This window comes from Paenibacillus sp. SAF-068 (genome assembly GCF_051967555.1).
Lineage (GTDB): Bacteria > Bacillota > Bacilli > Paenibacillales > Paenibacillaceae > Paenibacillus.
This window is the reverse complement of sequence record NZ_JBQCJX010000002.1, coordinates 743,138-763,508: the sequence shown is the minus strand read 5'-3', so window position 1 is coordinate 763,508 and position 20,371 is coordinate 743,138. Positions and strand designations below refer to the sequence as shown.

At 47.8% G+C, this 20,371-nt stretch carries 15 protein-coding genes; 3 read left to right on the top strand and 12 right to left on the bottom strand.

Annotated features, from left to right (window positions below):
- Positions 1-481: 481 nt before the first annotated feature.
- Positions 482-2,464, bottom strand: coding sequence for an ATP-dependent DNA helicase (locus ACTHPG_RS17390; protein WP_440390745.1), 1,983 nt, complete (start codon positions 2,462-2,464; stop codon positions 482-484).
- A 181-nt stretch (positions 2,465-2,645) separates the two neighbouring features.
- On the opposite strand from ACTHPG_RS17390, the gene ACTHPG_RS17385 reads away from it, so the two are divergent.
- Complete coding sequence (locus tag ACTHPG_RS17385; RefSeq protein WP_440390744.1) at positions 2,646-4,238, top strand: catalase; 1,593 nt, start codon at positions 2,646-2,648, stop codon at positions 4,236-4,238.
- A 570-nt stretch (positions 4,239-4,808) separates the two neighbouring features.
- Positions 4,809-6,170: a right-handed parallel beta-helix repeat-containing protein gene (locus ACTHPG_RS17380; protein WP_440390743.1), complete on the top strand. Its 1,362-nt coding sequence runs from the start codon at positions 4,809-4,811 to the stop codon at positions 6,168-6,170.
- A 138-nt stretch (positions 6,171-6,308) separates the two neighbouring features.
- Here the strand turns inward: ACTHPG_RS17380 and ACTHPG_RS17375 are convergent, their stop codons facing one another.
- The 9 genes from ACTHPG_RS17375 to ACTHPG_RS17335 form a co-directional block, all read right to left on the bottom strand.
- The gene (locus ACTHPG_RS17375) at positions 6,309-6,590 is read right to left on the bottom strand and encodes a DUF6809 family protein (RefSeq protein WP_440390742.1); all 282 of its coding nucleotides are present in this window, start codon (positions 6,588-6,590) and stop codon (positions 6,309-6,311) included.
- Between the two features lie 229 nt (positions 6,591-6,819).
- Entirely contained in the window at positions 6,820-7,572 is a 753-nt protein-coding gene (gene yaaA, locus ACTHPG_RS17370) for a peroxide stress protein YaaA (protein WP_440390741.1), read from the bottom strand.
- A 215-nt stretch (positions 7,573-7,787) separates the two neighbouring features.
- Positions 7,788-8,666: an SPFH domain-containing protein gene (locus ACTHPG_RS17365; protein ID WP_440390740.1), complete on the bottom strand. Its 879-nt coding sequence runs from the start codon at positions 8,664-8,666 to the stop codon at positions 7,788-7,790.
- A 513-nt stretch (positions 8,667-9,179) separates the two neighbouring features.
- On the bottom strand, positions 9,180-9,806 hold the full coding sequence (locus ACTHPG_RS17360) for a cell wall hydrolase (protein WP_440390837.1): 627 nt from the start codon (positions 9,804-9,806) through the stop codon (positions 9,180-9,182).
- Positions 9,807-10,504: 698 nt separating this feature from the next.
- Positions 10,505-11,722, bottom strand: a complete 1,218-nt coding sequence (locus ACTHPG_RS17355) for an MFS transporter (protein ID WP_133385462.1) — start codon at positions 11,720-11,722, stop codon at positions 10,505-10,507.
- Between the two features lie 113 nt (positions 11,723-11,835).
- On the bottom strand, positions 11,836-12,651 hold the full coding sequence (locus ACTHPG_RS17350) for a carbohydrate ABC transporter permease (protein WP_440390739.1): 816 nt from the start codon (positions 12,649-12,651) through the stop codon (positions 11,836-11,838).
- A gap of 49 nt (positions 12,652-12,700) precedes the next feature.
- The gene (locus ACTHPG_RS17345; RefSeq protein ID WP_440390738.1) at positions 12,701-13,573 is read right to left on the bottom strand and encodes a carbohydrate ABC transporter permease; all 873 of its coding nucleotides are present in this window, start codon (positions 13,571-13,573) and stop codon (positions 12,701-12,703) included.
- A 3-nt stretch (positions 13,574-13,576) separates the two neighbouring features.
- Entirely contained in the window at positions 13,577-14,851 is a 1,275-nt protein-coding gene (locus tag ACTHPG_RS17340) for an ABC transporter substrate-binding protein (RefSeq protein ID WP_440390737.1), read from the bottom strand.
- A 213-nt stretch (positions 14,852-15,064) separates the two neighbouring features.
- Positions 15,065-16,243 (bottom strand): LLM class flavin-dependent oxidoreductase, encoded by a 1,179-nt coding sequence (locus tag ACTHPG_RS17335; RefSeq protein WP_440390836.1) that lies wholly within the window; start codon positions 16,241-16,243, stop codon positions 15,065-15,067.
- A 683-nt stretch (positions 16,244-16,926) separates the two neighbouring features.
- Here ACTHPG_RS17335 and ACTHPG_RS17330 point away from each other — a divergent pair.
- Positions 16,927-17,799, top strand: a complete 873-nt coding sequence (locus ACTHPG_RS17330) for an AraC family transcriptional regulator (protein WP_440390736.1) — start codon at positions 16,927-16,929, stop codon at positions 17,797-17,799.
- Between the two features lie 263 nt (positions 17,800-18,062).
- On the opposite strand, the gene ACTHPG_RS17325 is transcribed toward ACTHPG_RS17330, so the two are convergent.
- Positions 18,063-18,986 (bottom strand): hypothetical protein, encoded by a 924-nt coding sequence (locus tag ACTHPG_RS17325; protein WP_440390735.1) that lies wholly within the window; start codon positions 18,984-18,986, stop codon positions 18,063-18,065.
- 8 nt (positions 18,987-18,994) lie between these two features.
- Positions 18,995-20,362: a nucleotide sugar dehydrogenase gene (locus ACTHPG_RS17320; RefSeq protein ID WP_278299022.1), complete on the bottom strand. Its 1,368-nt coding sequence runs from the start codon at positions 20,360-20,362 to the stop codon at positions 18,995-18,997.
- Positions 20,363-20,371: the final 9 nt, after the last annotated feature.

The following is a 20,371-nucleotide window of genomic DNA, read 5'->3' as shown; positions in this document are numbered from 1 at the left end:
CCTCCCTTATAAACATTCATTTAGTACTCACTCATGTAGTATTCATTTAGCTCTCATTGCTTCTAATGAACCTAAGACACGCTATTCACTCCTATTTATGTAGGTTTGATGTGTAACGAATCACAGCGGCGTTATTCCCCCAAATTTGGTTGATTTACGGGCTTAGAAGCTATTTTCGGCGGGATAACGTTACTGAGATTGTTAGACTCTACATCTCTTAATTATCACGCTAATAAGGTGACGTGGGTTCGTTAGAAATTTGGAGCGATTGGAAGCAAGGGAAAATCCCTCGAAAAAAAGGGAAAAGAAGTACATTGGAGAAACCATCATAATAAAAAAAAGCTCTTGCTCACATACGGATGGTGTATCCGCAGAGAACAAGAGCTTTTTTCTGATGGGAGCCGTTTCGGCCCGGTTAGAACGCATAATCCAATCTACATGTAGGATTTAGTACGATTTTGTATGATTTAGAATTCAGTCATTAGTGTGTCAGAATTGTCCATTCCACACCTTCGGGAAGCAGGGCCGCAATGCGGTCTTTGGCTTCCTTTTTGGTATACAGCGATTCATCGAGAATGACCGCGGAACCGGAATCCGTGCTTGTCCGAATCAGACGTCCAAGACCTTGCTTCACACGCAGGAGCATATACGGAAGATCGATCTCTTCGTAAGGTGCAGCCGACGCACTGCGTTTTGCATTGAACACAGGGTCCTGTGGCGGATACGGGAGCGACCAGATCATCACGTTGGATAATGACGGTCCTGGAACGTCCAGTCCTTCCCACAGATTAACGGAGCACAGCACACTCTCCTCATCCTGCTGGAATGCCGCGATCAGATCACTGATCTCCCGATCTCCCTCATACATAAAGCGCAAACCTTCTGCTTCAGGCACATGAACAATGTCCTGCTTGAATGCACGCAATTCTTCCATCGTACGGAACAGGATCAGCGCACGGCCTCCACTTTCCTGAAGCATGGATACTGCGTCGCGCATGCGATTTTCGTTCTCCGGATGACCCGGTATAGCTTTATCGGTAATTTTCATCTTCATTTTGTCCGCATAATCATACGGGGAAGCCACCGAGAACGATACAAAATCATCAATGCCGAGGCTGTCCGCCACATAACGGAATGAACTGTCCACAGATAACGTTGCAGAGGAGAACACAATTGGAATGCCTGTGTTGAATACACGCTCATTCAGCATTTCCTTCACGGTACGCGGCATGATCGATAATGTCGTCTCGTCTTCACTCTCTTCCGCCCAGCAGATGTAGCCGTCTTCCTTACGGAACAACGCAAGTGCAGACTGAATCATGTCCAGATGTTCTTCAACGACACGCATCTGGTACCCATCCAGCGAGAACAATCCACTTTCAAATACCAATTCTTCGCCAATGGCATCCAATACATTGGTCAGACGTTCAATCTCACGCAGAAGTGGTGCTTCTACCCGAACTTCTTTCCGTTCCGATCCCGGAATCGCCACCGTATACGTATCGAGTAACGCAAACAGGCGTTCACTGCTCTCAATGGCTTCATCCACACGCTCGGCGAGGGATTCACGAATCTCTCCTTCAAGCAGGCGAGTCACGAGTTCCTCAAAAATACGGTGTTTCAGCTTGTAACTCAATGCGTTCAGGGCTGCTTCTTCCAGCAAATGTCCTTCATCAAATACAACCGAGCTGTGATCAGGCAGCAGTGGCAGTTGTCCCTCGCGTTTGCGCGCATCATAGGTCCAGACATGCTCCATGTAATAATCATGGGAACAGATGATAATGTCCTTGGAACGGCGGTAATGGTCACGCGACAGCGTCAGGCCGCAGCGTTGTCTTTTTGGACATACAAAACAATCTTGGAACGGGTCCCAGTTAATTTTGTTCCACTGACGATCGTTCAGATGCGGATACTGTTTGCGGTCACCATACGGATGGAAGGCTTGAAGTGTACCCGGCGTGTTCACAAAATCCGGCAGACTCTCATGCACTTCTTCAATAACAGGCGCATCCTCATCGGCAAATCGCACCGCACTTAATTTGTTCAGGCAGACGTATTGGTCCGGTGATTTTCCGAGACGCGCGTCCACTTCCAGATCCAGATGTGCAGCCAGCTTCGCAATGTCTCCGCCAGGCTTCACAAGCTGTTCAATCAAGGACTCATCGGCACAAGCAATCACGGCCGGTTTGCCCGTATAACGTGCATAACAGACCGCGTAGAGCAGATAGACTAACGTCTTACCTGTTCCAACACCGGCCTCCGCCATAATGGTCTTTTTATCTCCATAGGCCCGTTCGAGCTGATATGCCATAAAAATCTGTTCATCCCGTACCTCGAAGCCGGACTCAGGCAAAATATCGTAAAAAACATCGGCAACCCATTCTCCCAGACGGGATACAAAAGGTTCAGCCGGATCATATGCAAAAGGATAACGTTGTGTAGACAATCCTAGGTCAGCCTCCATTCTTAGACGCGGTCCTCTTTCATTTCCGTTCAAAAAAGGCCGCAGGGCAAAAGTTAATTATCTCACGCAGTAAGGCTGGTGACAAGCTTTTTTTGCTAGGTTATTTGTGAGGTTTAATGTATAGAACCTATTTACAGGGAAAATATATACAAGAATCCACTTTAAGGAAAGGCGGTGCTCCATGGATAATCAGTCTTCACAACCTGAGCATTCCTCAGACACAGCGGCAGACACATTAACAGACCGACAAGGCCACCCCATCACAGACAATCAGAACGTACGAACTGTAGGCAGCCGTGGACCGACCACGCTGGAGAACTATCATTTTCTTGAAAAGATTACTCACTTCGACCGTGAACGTATTCCGGAACGGGTGGTTCATGCCCGCGGCGCTGGCGCTCATGGCGTATTTGAAGCGTATGGAACGGCTGGAGATGAGCCAGTATCGAAGTACACGCGTGCACGTCTGTTTCAGGAAAAAGGAAAAGAAACCCCCGTATTCGTTCGATTCTCAACGGTGATTCATGGTGGGCATTCTCCCGAGACGCTGCGTGACCCGCGCGGCTTTGCGGTGAAATTCTATACCGAAGATGGCAACTGGGATCTGGTCGGTAACAACCTGAAAATCTTTTTCATTCGCGACCCGCTCAAATTCCCGGACATGGTACATGCCTTCAAGCCCGACCCGCTGACCAATGCACAGGATATGGAGCGGTTTTTCGATTTTGTCTCGCTCAGTCCTGAAGCTACCCATATGGTGACGTTCCTGTTCTCCCCTTGGGGTATTCCGGCCAATTATCGCCAGATGCAAGGATCAGGAGTCAATACATACAAATGGGTCAATCAGGAAGGCACTGGCGTACTCATCAAGTACCACTGGGAACCGCTCAATCAAGGCATACGCAACCTGCTGCAAAAAGACGCAAGCGAGATTCAAGGGCACAATTTCAACCATGCGACATTGGATCTGTATCACGCCATTGAACAAGGGGACTATCCCGAATGGGAGCTGTGCGTTCAGGTGATGGAGGATGGCGAGCATCCGGAGTTGGACTTCGATCCACTGGACCCAACAAAGTTATGGCCGCAGGATCAGTTTCCATTTCTGCCTGTAGGCAAAATGACGTTGAATCGCAATCCCGAGGATTATTTCAATGAAGTGGAGCAAGCGGCATTTGGTACAGGTGTATTGGTGGATGGGCTGGATTTCTCGGATGACAAGTTGCTGCAAGGACGCACCTTCTCCTATTCGGATACTCAACGTCACCGGGTCGGTGCGAACTACCTGCAACTGCCTGTCAATGCGCCGAAGAACCGTGTTGCGACCAATCAAAGCGGCGGACAGATGCAGTATCAGGTCGATCGGGCACCGGGTCAGAACCCGCATGTTAACTATGAGCCTTCCTCTCTCGGTGGACTAAAGGAAGCAGCACCACGTGGTCCGGAACACGAACCACTGGTGGAAGGCCGACTTGTCCGCGAGAAGATTGAGCGCACGAATGACTTTGGACAGGCGGGCGATACGTACCGGGCATTCGAGGATTGGGAGCGGGATGAGCTAATCAGCAACATGGTTGGCGCGTTGGCCCAATGCAAACCGGATATCCGGGAGCGCATGATCTCTTATTTTACCCAAGCGGATGCCGATTACGGTCGTCGTGTGGAAGAAGGACTGGCTTCTGTACCAACCGATGATAGTACGACGGTTCAACCGAAACATGAACCAAGCGTGGAGCAAGCAGAGAAACGCAGTCGTGAGACGGATGGTTATTAAAGTAGCTGGACCGCGTTTAGACTGATAAGTTTGATACGGTTAAAGCATATGTGTAAATATTTGGAGTGAGTATTTCGAGTAAGCAGATTACGTTCTGGATTAAGTATAGCCCTGATCGTCAAGTTGCCAGTTGCAGCTACGATCAGGGCTTTTTCATGTTTAACTTGGGTGTAATCTCCACTTCAGGATGCATGCTGCTATTTATTTTAAATTATATGAAGTTCATAGGAGTGGATCAAAGGTAAAACGGATGCTCTGAGGATGGAAAAGAGTGCTTCGTTACGTTCATTTCAGATGATTCTTCATTAAATGAGATCTATCACCCAATGGAAAGATTACATAATTCACGTGATATCACAGGTATTGGAAGCTTCCAGGCCCGACCTGCCTGCATGTAACTCCATCTGATCAGATGATTATTGATGATAACGCTTACAACACTTACCATAAACCTGTGTCTAGGAGATTGTATCCAACCAGCCGGCCTGACTTATCTCGTAGATCACGATCGGTTACACGGCTACCACATGCTCTTCATTCTATTCCCAATTAACCAAGGAGGTTTGCGTAATGAAATTATTCCCATCCACATCCACTCATGCATCTGTACGATCCGAACGTTCACTGAAATCGAAAATGGCCCAGATCTGTCTATGCGCCGCGTTCCCTCTACTATTGATTGGTGGTGGGTCTGTTGGAGCTGAAGAACTGATTGAGAGCAGCTTGCAAAATCCCTCTGAATCAGTGGCGACTTCGAATATCACACTTGTTGCTGGGGATCTGTATGTATCTCCTGGCGGCTCTGCCAGCAATCCGGGAACCATCAACAGCCCAACGTCACTCGCTAATGCTCTGACCCAGATCGCACCGGGTAAAACAATCTATCTGCGCGGCGGAACCTACAGCTTCTCCGAAACCATTACCATTGAGCGAGGCAATAGCGGTACATCCGGACAACGTAAAAATCTGGTGGCGTATGGATCGGAAAAACCTGTATTTGATTTCTCAGCACAAGCCTTCGCTTCTACCAATCGCGGGCTGCAAATGTTCGGAGACTACTGGTTCGTCAAAGGGCTTGAGGTGAAGGGTGCGGGCGATAACGGCATCTTCATCGGAGGCAGTTATAACCGACTGGAGCAGATCGAGGCGCATCACAACCGGGATACGGGTATTCAAATGGGACGCTATGCTTCCACAGCTGCCAAGAGTGAATGGCCTTCATATAACGAAGTGATCCGTTCTTACTCCCACAACAACTATGACCCGGATGACGGCGAGGATGCGGACGGTTTTGCCGCCAAGCTGACGGTTGGCCCGGGAAACGTCTTTGACGGCTGCATTGCCGCTTATAACGTGGACGATGGCTGGGATCTGTATAGCAAAACAGACACTGGCGCCATCGGCGCAGTCACGATCCGCAACAGCATCGCCTACGCGAACGGTGCAACATCAGACGGGACCTCTACCTCTAATAGTGATGGTAACGGATTCAAGCTCGGCGGCGAGAAGATTGCCGTGAATCATATTGTGGAGAACAACATTGCGTTTAATAACAAAAAGCATGGCTTCACCTACAACAGCAATCCCGGTTCGATCCAGATGAAAAACAACACCTCCTGGAACAATGGACAAAGCAACTTTGCCTTTGATGTAGGCACTCATATCTTCACCAACAACCTGTCCTTCCAAGGTGGTGCCAGTGACAAAACCAGCGGAACCGACGTCAGCAGCACCAACGTTTGGTGGAAGAACAAAAAGAGCGTCAACGACAAAGGCCTTCTCGCCAGCGCAACCGACTTTGTCTCCCTCGTGCCTTCGGTAACGCGCAGCGCGGACGGAACGCCTGTCTTGGGTAACTTCCTGAAGCTTGCGAACGGCAGTGATCTGATTGGCTCGGGTACGCCATCAGGTACGAATATTGGGGCGAGGTAGGTTGTTGGTTAGTGAGATAAAGGAATAATTCAAAAGCAAAATCCCCTCCCCATGCCAACCTGATCGGTGGTGATGGAGAAGGGGATTTTTGAATTGCTTTGTATTGTCTACTGGCTTAAAAGGTAGATAGATAAATACTTACGTTTTGCCTAAAACCTCAATCATCAGTCTGCCACCTGTGCGAAAACCTTGCTCGAATGCCGCTTCCACATACATGGACGTGGATTGTCCGATCAGGTCGATCAGTTTCTCTAAAGCATCGTACTCGTTATCGGTAAGCTGTGTCTTGTAGTCCTGCAATAGGTCCGAAATCTGGCGATTGATCTCCTGATACTCTTCTTGCTCAGGATGAATTGATTCGTCCAACCGCAGGTTCCCGTGAAACAATTCCTCGATCAGGTTTGACATGTTATCCTTCATGGTAAAGTCACCTCAGGAAAATTGTATATTAAGGAATGAGGTGAGACTGGGATTTAGCGGGAAATCCGCTAGTGTTTTTTCGTCTTTAGTAAGATTGAGTCGAAGTTAACATTTAATCATGTCAGAATAAAATTATTCACCTCGTTTTTCACTGAGGCTATGTGTCCATTAATAGTTTACTTTTTCACCAAAAAATTTCTTATATCTCTCAAGTACCGTCAGAATCTGGCTATTTCTCCTCTGAATATATAAATACATAATTACTCTCATCCGACTTCTCTTCTAAGAAAACAAAACCTAACCGATCAAAGCTCCTGATATCCTTCACATCTGTAATCTTACGCTCTGCCATATATCGCACCATCTCACCTCTGGCCATTTTGGCGCGGGTTGCCTTTTCAACAAGTTTCCCATCAACCATCTGTCCAAATACACAAGTGATAAAGCGGGTTTCCTCATTCAGAAAAGGGGTGATATTCTTGCTGTACTCTTTGGAAGCCAAATTTAGAATACAGTTGCTGTCCGCTTGAAGCTGATCTGCGAGTTTGCTGCCCCAGAATTGATAGAGTGACTTGAAACCCGGACCTTGCAGCTTGCCCTGCATCTCCAATCGATAAGGGGTTACCCCATCCAAAGGCCGCAACATGCCATAAAAACCGGATAAGATACGTAAATGCTGCTGAAGATATGCCAGTTCCTCGTCTTGAAAAACACCCGGAGCCATATATTGATACTGAATGCCCTCATAGGCATAAATGGCTGGCGTAAGATTTGCTTTTATATTCATATACCGAATCCGCTCCACGTTCTGTTCGGCGATGGCATCGTTACACTTCCACATCGCTTTGAGCTCGTCATAGGATAACTTTTGAAGAAAGCTCAATAGCTGTTCTGACTCATTTATAAATTGCGGCATCTCCGCGATAGCCATAAGATCGGTATCGATCTTCATCTTTTTAGCTGGTGATATGATCATTCTCATCGTGCTGACCCATCCTTAATCTACCGTTGTTATTGTCGTTATCCATTGTACAGGATTGGCTAAATGAATCCAATGGTGAGGCTCACGTTTTCTCCTCGCAATATCTTTAAATAGACTCAAAAATGAACAAGCAGCCCACAATTGGACCGGCTTGTTCATTATAATTCAATTATTCAATTGGATGAGAAAGTACGGCGTGTATTTCCAACCGCTATTTAGGGAGATACGCTTCCCGCGCCGCTATTTTGCTCTGTTTTGGTAGTCGGCAATTGAATCATTGGCGTGTTGGACCCACTTACATATGGAAGGGCTCCATCCCATTTCTTGATGGTTTCATATTCAACGAGTTGACTTGATAAGGATTGTTGAAGCTCTTTATTGGCTTTAGCTTGACCCTCTGCTTCGATCAATAGTTTGTCTGCATTACCTTGTGCTTCCACGCGCTTGCGTTCTGCTTCTTTCTTGGCGATCTCAAGTTCAGTCGTTTTACGTTCCAGTTCTTGAGATGCTTCGACACGTTTATCGATTGCTTCCTGAGTCTTGGCGTCAGGTTGAGGAACACCTACAGTAACGTTGGATACAATAAAGCCTAACTCTTTAACGTCATCAGAGAAACGTTGTTGCACATCGACGCCTGCTTCGGATGACTTTTCACCATACACATCAATGACTGTAAACTTGGAAATACCTTTACGGGCAGCGTCACGGAAACGTGTTTTGAGATATGTATCCTCAATTTCTTGAATGCTAATTGGCCCAAATGTATTGAATATAGAAGATACTTTACTTGGTTCTACCTGGTAGTTGTAAGCAAAATCGATGGTGATGTTTTTCCCGTCAGAAGTAGCAATCTGAATATCCCTGTATTCCACCGTTTGAATTCGAATCGGATATTTCGTCACTTTATCGAACGCTCCAACCAGTTTCCACCCTTGACTCAGTGTACTATCTTTTACGCCTCCATTGGGTGAATAGACAACCCCGACATATCCATTAGGAATTCGTGTGACAAAGAAGGTCACCAGTAGTACGCCCACAATAATAACTAAAGCAACCGCAATTGCCCCTGCTCTAAACGTCTTTGAATTTTTCATCACCATTCTCCTCTTGTTTGAATTTATTGTATCTCTTCAGAATTCTACTACCTATTTTATTGAATAGCGGGATCATTAATGCCCATAGAATAAATGCTAGGATCAAGATTAAAATGATTCCCCCAATAAATGGCATATTCGTCCTCCCCTCTATGGATGTAACCTAGCAGAACCTTAGTGGCATGATCTACATCCGTTTAATATTAATTATCATCCATCCAAATATGTAATTAATATTTTATATCTTCTATATATATACTTTAATATATTCCATTTGGTTTCAAAGATATCCCGTGCCGCTTTTTGTAACGCCTTTTCCCATTAATACACCGTAAGTATGATTATATGCTGACCATTCCCATTGATGAAGACTATATGAGATTTCCGCACGCACTCCTCGCCAATACGAGCTATCTATAAAACAAACCCCGGTAGCACGTCTGCATTCAGCAGCGTACAGCCGAGGTCCATTATTATTACTTCAAATACTACACTACACATCTCAAGTTGAACTCATCTCGTAAAATCATGCTGCCCAATGGTCAACAATGTCGGCCTGCTCTTACTCCACACCGAAGTGGCAATCTTCGGATTGTAATAATACAGCGCTCCATTCGTTGGATCAACGCCATTTAATGCTTTGCGTGCTGCCTTATAAGAGGTCGCCGTCGGCTTGGTATTAAACTGTCCATCGTCAACCGCCGTGAACTGACCTTTCTGGAAAATGACCTTCGAGATCGATGACGGGAATGCATCCGAATGCACACGATTCATGACAACCGCTCCGACAGCGACCTGCCCTTCAAAAGATTCTCCGCGTGCTTCACCATGGATCAGCTTCGCCAACTGGCGCAGGGTCTCGCCTTCGGCCTTGGCCTTTTTGTTCAGTCTGTTCAGCGTCGCCGGACCTGCAACTCCGTCCGCACTTAGTCCTTGCGCTTGCTGGAACTTGCGGACAGCGCTTTTGGTGATCGAACCGTAATAACCGGTCATACCGGCGTCAAAATACCCCAGGTCGCTCAATTGCTCCTGCAATTGCAGCACATGTTCACTGCGAACGCCCTGTTCCAGCTTCTGTGCCCCCGCAGAAGGCGCTGCCACGGTCAATCCCAGCGTCAACGCGCAGGCACCGAGAAGCATGCTGACCCGCCCTGCTCTTTTACCAGCCGCTTTCCCCTTCCCATGAGTGACTTTCCGACTGACGGTGATAGGTTCCATAGTGTGAGCAATCGTACGCGCATCAGCTCCTTCATTCGTACTACCAACTCTAACCCGAGCATTCTCGCTCCCTGTGTACTCCATATTTTTCGTAATCGTCATGTTATTCATTATATTGGTGACCTCCATCTCTTTCATGGGTTTACTTTCATCCACAACATACACATCATACATTCCGTTTATCTCACTCAGTTCATTACTGTTCTTATCGCGGTACGTTACATATATGTCGTTATTCTTATGTGCACGCACCATGTCAATCACGGCATTATGGCTTTCATCTATGCTATTCGCGTGAGTCTTTTCATTCATTTGTGCCATCTGGTTATACTTCTTCATCATGCCATTAACCTCCACTTTTCTGAATTCAGATCCCACTTCTTTCCCCTGAATCCTCACGGCTCTACATCCCGAGTGTCATTATAGGATATAGAAAAAATGAAGTCTATCGGACCGATGGAGCATGTAAAAATGAGTCTTAGACATAACAAAAAAAGGCATGAGCCCATGGTCGTATCAGGGTCACACCTCTTCTTGTATCAACCTTATACCGCTTGTCCACCCCCCATTTCCGTAGGCAGGCAGACCCGTACAAAAGTTGCGCTTGAATATAATGACAATTACTCGGCGAGTTCTTGTCCCTTCGTTTCCCGGCCCCAGAACAGTACAGCGGCTGCGCCAATGAGGATCGTCACGAAGAAAATCGTAAAAATCAGGCTGATTGCCACTTCACGCTGAACCAGCATACCGACCATCAGTGGAGCAAGCACGCCACCGATCCGGCCTACTGATGTCGCAAGTCCAACACCTGTGGAACGCACAGAAGTCGGATACAATTCCGGGCTGTAGGCGTACAGACCACCCCAGGCTCCCAGATTGAAGAAGGAGAGGCAGATGCCCGCAGCCAGAATCGTTGCTTCCGTGGTTGCGAGTCCGAACGCAATCGCACTGCATGCAGTCAATGTAAGATAGACAACAAGTACGAACTTGCGACCATAACGTTCAATAAAGTACGCTGCGGTGAAGTAACCTGGCAACTGTGCAATCGTCATGATCAGCACGTACTGAAAGCTTTTAACCAGCGTAAACCCTTTTGCCATCACAACCGATGGCAGCCATAGGAACATGCCATAATAAGAGAAAATGACGGTAAACCACAAAATCCAGAGCATCAACGTTGTACGGCGATGCGGTGCTGACCAGACGGTAGCCACTTTCTCGCGGAACGTGATTTTGTGAAGCTTGGTATGATTCTTGTACCGCGGCGGGTCCTGAATGGCACGACGCAGATACAGTGCATAGAACGCCGGAAGTGCACCGATGGCAAAGGCAATTCTCCATCCGTACTCCGGGATGACAAAGTTGGCAATGAGCGCCGATACAATCCAGCCCCCAGCCCAGAAACTTTCCAACAATACAACGGCACGTCCACGTTCCGCTGTAGGCATCGACTCCGATACCAGTGTGGATGCCACAGGCAGCTCTCCGCCAAGTCCAATACCCGCAACCAGACGTAGTGCACACAATACGGCAAATCCAGTCGCCAATGCAGATAGACCGCTTGCAATCGTGAAGATTAACAAGGTCCACATCAGAATGGCCTTCCGTCCAAAACGGTCCGCAAGTGCACCTGCAAGTAAAGCACCGAGTGCCATACCGATCGAGTTAATACTTGTGAGCACCCCGACTTGTCCGGGACTGAGACTCCATTCCTTGGCGAGTGCAGCCACGATAAAGGAGATCATGCCAACTTCCATTGCATCAAACAGCCAGCTCATGCCGGCACTGAACAGCAGCTTGCGCTGCTTGGGATTTCGCAACACTTCCAGTTTGCTCATCACTTATAGCTCCCTTGATCTCTATGTAGTCATTCTGACACTAAATCATTATTATGCAGAATGCTCCAGAAATCAATGCAAAATAAGCTTTTCCTTCCGATTTCTGCGATACCTCACCCCTTGAGTGAACCTGCTGTCAGACCTGCAACAAAGTAACGCTGAAGTAGAAGGAACAACGCAATCATCGGAATGGCGGTGACCAGCACACCCGTAAGCATCATCGGATAGTTCGTCACGTATTCCCCGCGGAACTGCATAAGCGCTAGCGGTAACGTTAGCTTGGACTTACTGCTGAGCATTAACATCGGAATAAGCAAATCATTCCATACCATGACGAGCAGGAACGTAGCCGTTGCCGCCAGCGAAGGTGCAGCCAGTGGCAATGCAATCCGCGTATAGAGTCTCCATTCACTCGCTCCATCCATACTGCCCGCTTCCAGAATCTCCGAATTGAGCATACGCATGAAGCCTGTCAGCATGAACACAGAGACAGGCATCAGCATTGCGGCGGATACGACGATCAATCCCGTCAGACTGTCCGACCACCCGAGCGTACGCGTGAGGGAATAGATCGGCAACATGCTCACTTGGGAAGGAACAATCAGACCGGCTATGAACAGAGCAAACACAATTTTACCTACACTCCCGCCCCAGCGGACAATGGCATAAGCAATCATGCTGCTGAGCAGTAACTCAATAGCAACCGTACCAAGTGTCACGACCAGACTGTTTCCGAAATATTGCCACATCGGCTGGTTACGGAACATGCCAGTGATGTTATCCCACGTAAACGGGTCCGGCCAGCTGAATGGACTGGTGAAGAAGTTGCTGCTTGTTTTGAAAGAAGATACGAATACAAAGTACAGCGGCACAAGGATCAACAGCGCGTACACCAACAGGATCAGGCGATTGAACCATTTTAAAAACATGTGAACTCCCTTCTGCCTCGGTTGCAGCATGAATGCTCCAACATCAACCTCAATAGCTTACCCGGTCGGCACGCAGTGCCTTGAACTGCAACAGCGTCAAGAGCGCGAGCAACACCAGGAAGATCATCGAACCGGCAGAAGCCAGACCAAATGAGTAGCTGCCAAAGGCGGTATGATAGATATAGGTTGTCAAAATTTCAGTTGCGTAGTTCGGGCCTCCGTCCGTCATGGTGAAAATGAGGTCAAATGCCTTGAACGATTGAATCGTCGTATAGGCCACCACAATCGTTGCCGAAGGTGCCAGGAGCGGCCAGGTCACCTTACGGAATACCTGCCATTTGCTGCCACCGTCCATGCGAGCCGCTTCATACAGTTCTGCCGGAATGCCTTGCAGCCCTGCGATGAATACGATCATCATCTGGCCGGCGTGAGCCCAGACTTGTACCGCAGCGATGGAATAGATGGCGATCTTGGGATCACCAATCCAGTTGCGGGCGATGCTGCTCATCCCGGCTTCATTCAGTCCGTAGTTGATCAATCCGATGGATGGATCATACATGAACGCCCAGATCAGTCCGACCGATACGGAGGACAGAATCGCAGGCAGGAAATACAATGCCCGAAGCACAATGCGTGTCTTGGTATTGCGAACCAGAAGCAGCGCCAGGACAAGTGAAATAAAGGTTTGTGCAATAACAACCGTTAACATGAACTCCACGTTGTTGCCGAAGGCTTTGCGGAATACGATGCTGCTGAGACTGTCCTTGTAATTATCCAGCCCTACAAATGCATACGACGGGGATACCCCGTCCCAATCCGTAAAGGAGTAGAACAGCCCCGTCAATGTAGGAAATACGAACAATCCAACGTACAGCAGCAACCCGGGGATCAGAAACAGGGATAGCTGAAGACGGTTTTTCATCGTTTATTTCCCGATATGCTGATCAATGATCGATTGTGCCTGCTGTGCTGCTTCTTCTGGAGAAGTACCGCTCAGCACGGCCTGAATGGAGTTGGTTACTGCTTTTTGATTGTCTCCGTTCAGGATGGTAAACCGTGGCTGGAACACGGTCTTCTTGCTTGCCCATTCTCCGGCTACCTGAAGCTCAGGCGTATCATACTTCACATCATTCACTGTTACATTCTGTCCCGTCTGGTTGGCGTAGTCGCTTGCCACTTCCGGATTACTCAGGAATTCGATGAACTTCTTCGCTTCTTCCGGATGTTTCGACTTGCTGTTCACCGCGAGCATGAAAGTAGTGGTATGCACCCCTTCATACTTCGCTTGATCTGCACTTACCGTAATTGGCGCAAGCAGTTTTTGCTCCAGATTTGGATTCTGCTGCTTGTTCTGAGCCAATTGATATGATCCACTTGCCAGCATTGCTGCTTTTTCTTGAATAAACAGTGCCCCAGCCGCAGGGTCTTTCGTACCCAGTGCATCCTGCTGGAAGTAACCTTTATCGTTCAGTTCCTTAATTTGAGTCAACGTTTTCACCCAGAACTCATCTGTGAGTTTAGCTTCGCCCGCTTCTACTTTGGTAAAAATGTCGTCACTTGGTGCGTTGTTCATCACCATCGTATTCATGAATTGGCCTGGACCAATGTCCGCTCCGGCAAAGGCAATTGGAATGATGCCATTGTCTTTCAACTTCTGGCAAAGAGCCAGAAAGCCTTCCCAATCGGTTGGTGGCGTCAAGCCGTATTGTTCAAACAGTTTTACATTATAGATGGGATCGTTATATACGAGTTGATACGGGATCGCATATTGCTTGCCATCGTGCTGTCCTGCTTCAATCAACTTCGAATTGTAGGCTGACAGGAACGATGATCCGCTCAGGTCCGTGAACAATCCCGCCTTGGTGAAGGCTTCGAATTGTGCACCCGGGAAGGAAGCAAATACATCTCCTACCGAACCGTCACTGATTTTGGATTGTACAGTGGACTGGTATTGATCGGAGGGCAGTGTCTGCATCTCCACATTGATGTTCGGGTTTTCTTTTTCGAATGCGTCAATGGTCTTGTTGAGTGCTTCGGAATCCTCTCCGCGCCAGTGCATGAAGCTGATTGTAACCTTGCCTGAACCCGAGGAGCCGTTATCTCCAGAGGACACATTATCCCCGCCGCCGCAAGCTGACAACAGGATGGACATCACCAGCATACTGACGAGCGGCAGGATCATTTTTTTATTTTTTTTCATGAAAGACGACCTCCTGAGGATGCTTGATATTTTAACTAAAGAATGTTTATACTGACCACTCCGATGACAGAATAACCTTCCGATCGCTGTTATCCCCAGATTTATTTGATTCCTTTTTATAAAAGGAAAAATCCGGGGATAAAGGCGAACGCTTCGCTTCTTCACGTTATTTCTGCCCTCTCCGTTTTCGTATAAAAAATTAGTTAAACTTACTTAGTTAGTAGTAACTTGATGAAGCTTCTGTCTTGTTTTCCATTTCTCGCGAATGATCGGCATCACGGTCCGTCCGAAGATTTCAGCCTCTTCCAGATGCGGATAACCGGATAGAATGAAGGTCGTAACACCCAGATCTCCATATTCCATTAACCGCTCTGCGACCTGTTCCGCCGTACCCACAATAAGAATTGCACCGCCGGAACGCACAACGGACAAGCCTGTCCACAGGTTGGGACCTACGACAAACTGCTGCTTCTCGGACAGTTCCCGTAGCTCGTTCTGTCTGCGTTGGTTGGTTGCATCCGTCTCGGCAAAAGCGGCTTTGGCCTTCTCAATCGCTTCTGGTGGTACTTTGCTAATAATCTCCCAAGCTGCTGCCCATGCTTCCTCCTCAGTATCCCGAATGAGTACCTGAGCACGCATGCCGTAACGGAGCTGACGATCTTGTCCCGTTTCCTCTTTCACCTGCTGACGGATAACCTCAATTTCTTCGATCTGTTCCTGAATCCAGTCATGAGGTTCACCCCACATGAGGAACGTATCTGCATGTTCAACGGCGACCTTCTTGGCAATCGGTGAACTTCCTCCCAGATAGAATGGTGGATGCGGATTTTGAACCGTCTCCGGCATGCCTACCGGTCCCTTGAATTTGTAATACTGGCCGTTGAATTCAGGATTTGGGTCCTTGGATATGCCAGAGTTCGAACCACTTCCAGCAAACTCCGTCAGATTCAGTCCCGTCGATTGCGTCCATGAACGCTTCATGACTTCCATATACTCGCTCGCCCGCACATACCGTTCATCATGCGCATGTGCGAGTGGATCGCCAAGTTCCTCCAAATCGCGAACAGAACTCCCTGTTACCACATTGATCATGGCCCGACCACCAGATAGCTGATCCAATGCCGCTCCCATGCGTGCAGCGAGTACGGGTGTAACCAAACCCGGGCGAATGGCGACGAGGGGACGCAATGTCTTCGTGTGACTCATTACTGCCGAGCCAACCACCCATGCGTCCAGACACGCTCCCCCTGTCGGAATCAGTACAAATTCGAATCCTGCCTTCTCCGCCGTCTGTGCCACATCGATCAGATAATCCAGACTCGGCTCCCGCTCCGGGGCAACCCCCACATACTTCCCATCTCCTGCTGTAGGCAAAAACCATCCAAACTTCATTTCTTCCTGTTCGCTCACAAAAGTCAATCCCTTCTATGATAAATTGCTCTAAAAATGTTTCACTCAAGCACTTCGGTTACAGAAAACCTTTCGAGCACTCTTGTCCCCAGATTTCTTTTCATTCCCCTTTCATGGGAAAATCCGGTGACAAAGGCGCCCGCTTCGCTTCTTCAGGTTCTTTCTGTCCCCTCCGTTGTCGTGTCATTCTTTAAATTGATTTATTAGGCATAATCAAAAAAATGCCGATTAATTAACTTGGTTTAATAGGTATGGACATCATATCAATTGATTTGTCTGTGAGCAATGTCATTTCGCGGTAATTTTATTTTGTCATTTTGTGGTTTTTTCTCAGATTTAGGTCTTGCTGATCTTGAATATGTATAAAACCCACCTGTATAATAGGTTTAAATACATCTTCAAAAAGTCTGGTTTTCAGTACCGAGAAGATGGAATGAAGCTAGAAATGGAGTAGCGGAGCGTAGGAAAACTACGTGAGCAGCCACAATGTTTCCAAAGGAAACATACTTCGTAAGCCTCTCGCTTATTTCGGCTGAATTTCAGCTTCGATGTTGATCATGCCACTAGGCATGATTCGTAATCAAAAGTGGACTTTTTGAACTACATCTGTAAGCGGAAATTTTAGATCGTATCTACGATACTTATAAATTAAAGAGGTGTTCCTGATGACCGAGAGCATGAAGGAGGACCACCATGAGTTTTTGGATATCATTTTCTTCACTCCATCTGAATTCGAGAAAGCTGGTGGCGCCTGGCCGATTCGCATTGGCCGTAATATAGCCAAGACCAACTATCATATTGGCCCGCGTACCACACCTTATCATTATTTGCTGTTTGTGTTGGAGGGGGAAGGTACATTCATACAGGATGGACAACGTCATACGCTTCGTACCAGGGATGCATTCTGTCTTTTTCCCCATGTTACACATGAGTACTGGACGGACCCGGAGCATACGTTGCAAAAAATATTTATTGCGTTTGATGGCGCATACGCAGCCGAACTGTTGTCTCGAATCGGACTTAAACCCGACTCACCGTATCGTTCGGGTGTATTAACACCCGAGACTGCAAATGCCATGCGCTCGTTCATGGAGGATGTGCGCAAACCGCAGGATGGAGCGAGCGATCTGGGACGACTCACCAGATTTCTAAGCCTCTTTGACCGGATAGCCCGTTCCCCTGCAACCAAAGGATTGCAACCAGATTCGGCCACGCCTTGGCTTCAGAAAGGCAAGGAATACATGGACATTCATTTTGCAGGCGGCATCTCTGTGGAAGGTGTGTCTGCTCATGCGGGTGTTGATCGGACTCATTTTGCCAAACAATTCCGCAAAGCCTATGGTCTGTCCCCTGTGCAATATATTCAGCAATTGAAAATGAATCAAGCCAAACGTCTGCTCGTACAGACGCCGTTAAGCTTAACTGAAGTGGCTCATTCCGTGGGTTATCCCGACTTGTTCTCCTTCTCCAAAGCGTTCAAAAAGCAAGTCGGTTTGCCACCCAATCGTTATCGCACAGCGGAGAACACGAAAGAGTGAGGGAGCGACCTTTCGCTCCCCAGCCTATAAATTCAGCCTCGTGTACCATGCACCACGCCTTGTGTGCGCTTGTGCAAGATGTCGCCTCTATTAAAAAGGTTGTTCTGTCATCGAAGTGGCAAGTGTAAATTTTCTTTCGTTCAATTTATATAAATCCACCACCAAAAAAGGCAAGTCCCATCTACCCGGGACTTGCCTTTTTTCTATACTATAGTTTGATTCACATATCATGCAGAATTCAGAAACTTTTCGCTGACGTTACGCTATTCCTTCTTCTCATCCTTGCGTGCAAGTGGAATACCATTCTCCTTGGCATACCATGCTTCATAATGATGCACAGCCACACCCGCAAAAGATGAATGAGAGGAACCCAGATCGAACACTTTTGCCATCTCTTCATTCATATTGCTAACCGGTTTACGGAAAAAGGTCAGGTGATCCCCCTCGTGTGTATCCGCGAGTTCCGCTCCGATCCAGACCTTCTTGCCGAGATCATCCGCTTCGTCCAGTTCTTCCTTGGACAGATCATACATCTGCTGCCCACTGTCCCGGTAAGCCATAATGGCTACCGCATCGAAGTGGGAGATGACCCAGCGACTGAAGGAACCCTCACCTTCAGCCGACTGACGGGCGTCGAGCCAGAACGGAATGGCAGCGCTCATATACAGTCCGGCATCCTCGCCGGCTTTTGTCCAGGCCTTCATGTTGTTCTGCCATTCTGCAATGACGCTGCTCTCCTCGTTCTCCCAGCGCTTCAGCTGATACGGCTCCACATCCAGTTGAATGCCCTGAAAACGTTCATTCTTGGCCGAAGCTGCATTGTATGCTCGTACTCGCTCGATAAAAGCAAGCCCTTCATCCCGCTTCTCCTCATAGGCCCAGTCTGCATGACCGTTAAGTCCATGCACTTCAATCTCAGCCTGCCCTGCAGCCGCAATGAATTGGCGATAAGTTTCATCAGGCACCTCATCCTGGATTTGCAGGAAGATGGTGTCCACGCCCTGTTCTTTGGAAAAGGCAATAATCTCCGGCGTCTGCTCCGCAATAATGGACGTGTCCCACAGCCAGGTCGCTTTGTGTTCCTCCGTGGAGAACCACTTAAACATCCAGGACAGAAGCAGCAGGCACAACACCACAGCCAGAATGGCCCATTTCGCCATCCCCACCTGTCTGCCCCGTTGCCTCATATATTTCCTCAGACGAGTAACGCTTCACTTGGTTCAAACACTGGATGCTGTACCGAGTGACCAATTTTGTAGATATGCGGATGTGTGTACGAACGGAATGCATTACGCGTATCCAGAATCGGTACACCCATCTCGGCAATATCAAAGTAAGGCAAATCGCTGTGGTTGGTGATCAGCACGATGCAATCGTACTTCTTGAACTGTTCCAGATTGAATACTTCGCTGTGTACGGTCTCGCCATGTTTGTCCTTGAAGGAATCCGCATGTGGGTCGTAGTAGCTTACGTTAGCTCCACTTTCCTTGAACAGTTCATATACTTCCAGTCCTGGTGATTCACGCAGGTCGGCAATATTCGGTTTGTACGACATACCAAGGAGCAGAATATTGGATTTGCGTACGGATTTAGCGTATTCGTTTAGAATTGTTGACGTTTTGTTCAATACATAATATGGCATGTTGTCATTGGTGGATTGCGCCAGCTCAATGAATTTGCTATAGAAACGGAAGCCTTTGGCCTTCCATGACAGGTACATCGGATCAAGCGGAATGCAGTGTCCACCGATGCCTGGGCCTGGATAGAATGGCATGAAACCAAATGGTTTCGTCGCCGCTGCGTCAATCACTTCCCAGATATCGATGCCCATGCGGTCGCACATCATCGCCATTTCATTCACAAAGGCAATGTTCACGCTGCGGAATGTGTTTTCCAACAGTTTGGACATCTCAGCCACTTTTGGCGAAGATACCGGTACTACCGTTTCTACATATTTGCTATATAACGCTGTTCCAAGTTTCAGGCAGGCTTCAGTTGTGCCCCCGATCACTTTCGGCGTATTAAAAGTTGTGAAACGTCCGTTCGACGGGTCTACACGCTCAGGCGAGAAGCACAGGAAGTAGTCTTTGCCTGCTTCATGTCCAATTTTATCCAACTCATCCTGGATCAGTTCTTCGGTGGTACCTGGATACGTGGTACTCTCCAGCGTAATCAGCATACCTGGTTTCATATGCAGTTTAATCTGATCTACAACGGTCTCGATGTAAGATGTATCCGGATCCTGATTCTCACTAAGCGGTGTCGGAACGCAGATACTGAGTGCGTCGATCACGCGCAGCATGCTGTAATCTGTCGTTGGCTGGAAACGACCGCTTTGCATGACTTTTTTCAACTCATCGGATGAAATATCGTGAATATAGGAATCTCCTTGATAGATACTTTCTACTTTGGACGCATCCAGATCAATTCCGATTACCGTGAAACCCTGATTGACCATTTCCACAGCAAGTGGAAGTCCTACGTAACCGAGCCCGACAACGCCGAGTACAGCTTCTTTATTTTCAATCGCATTCAGTAATGTGTGGAATTGTTGATTCTCCATGATATTCCC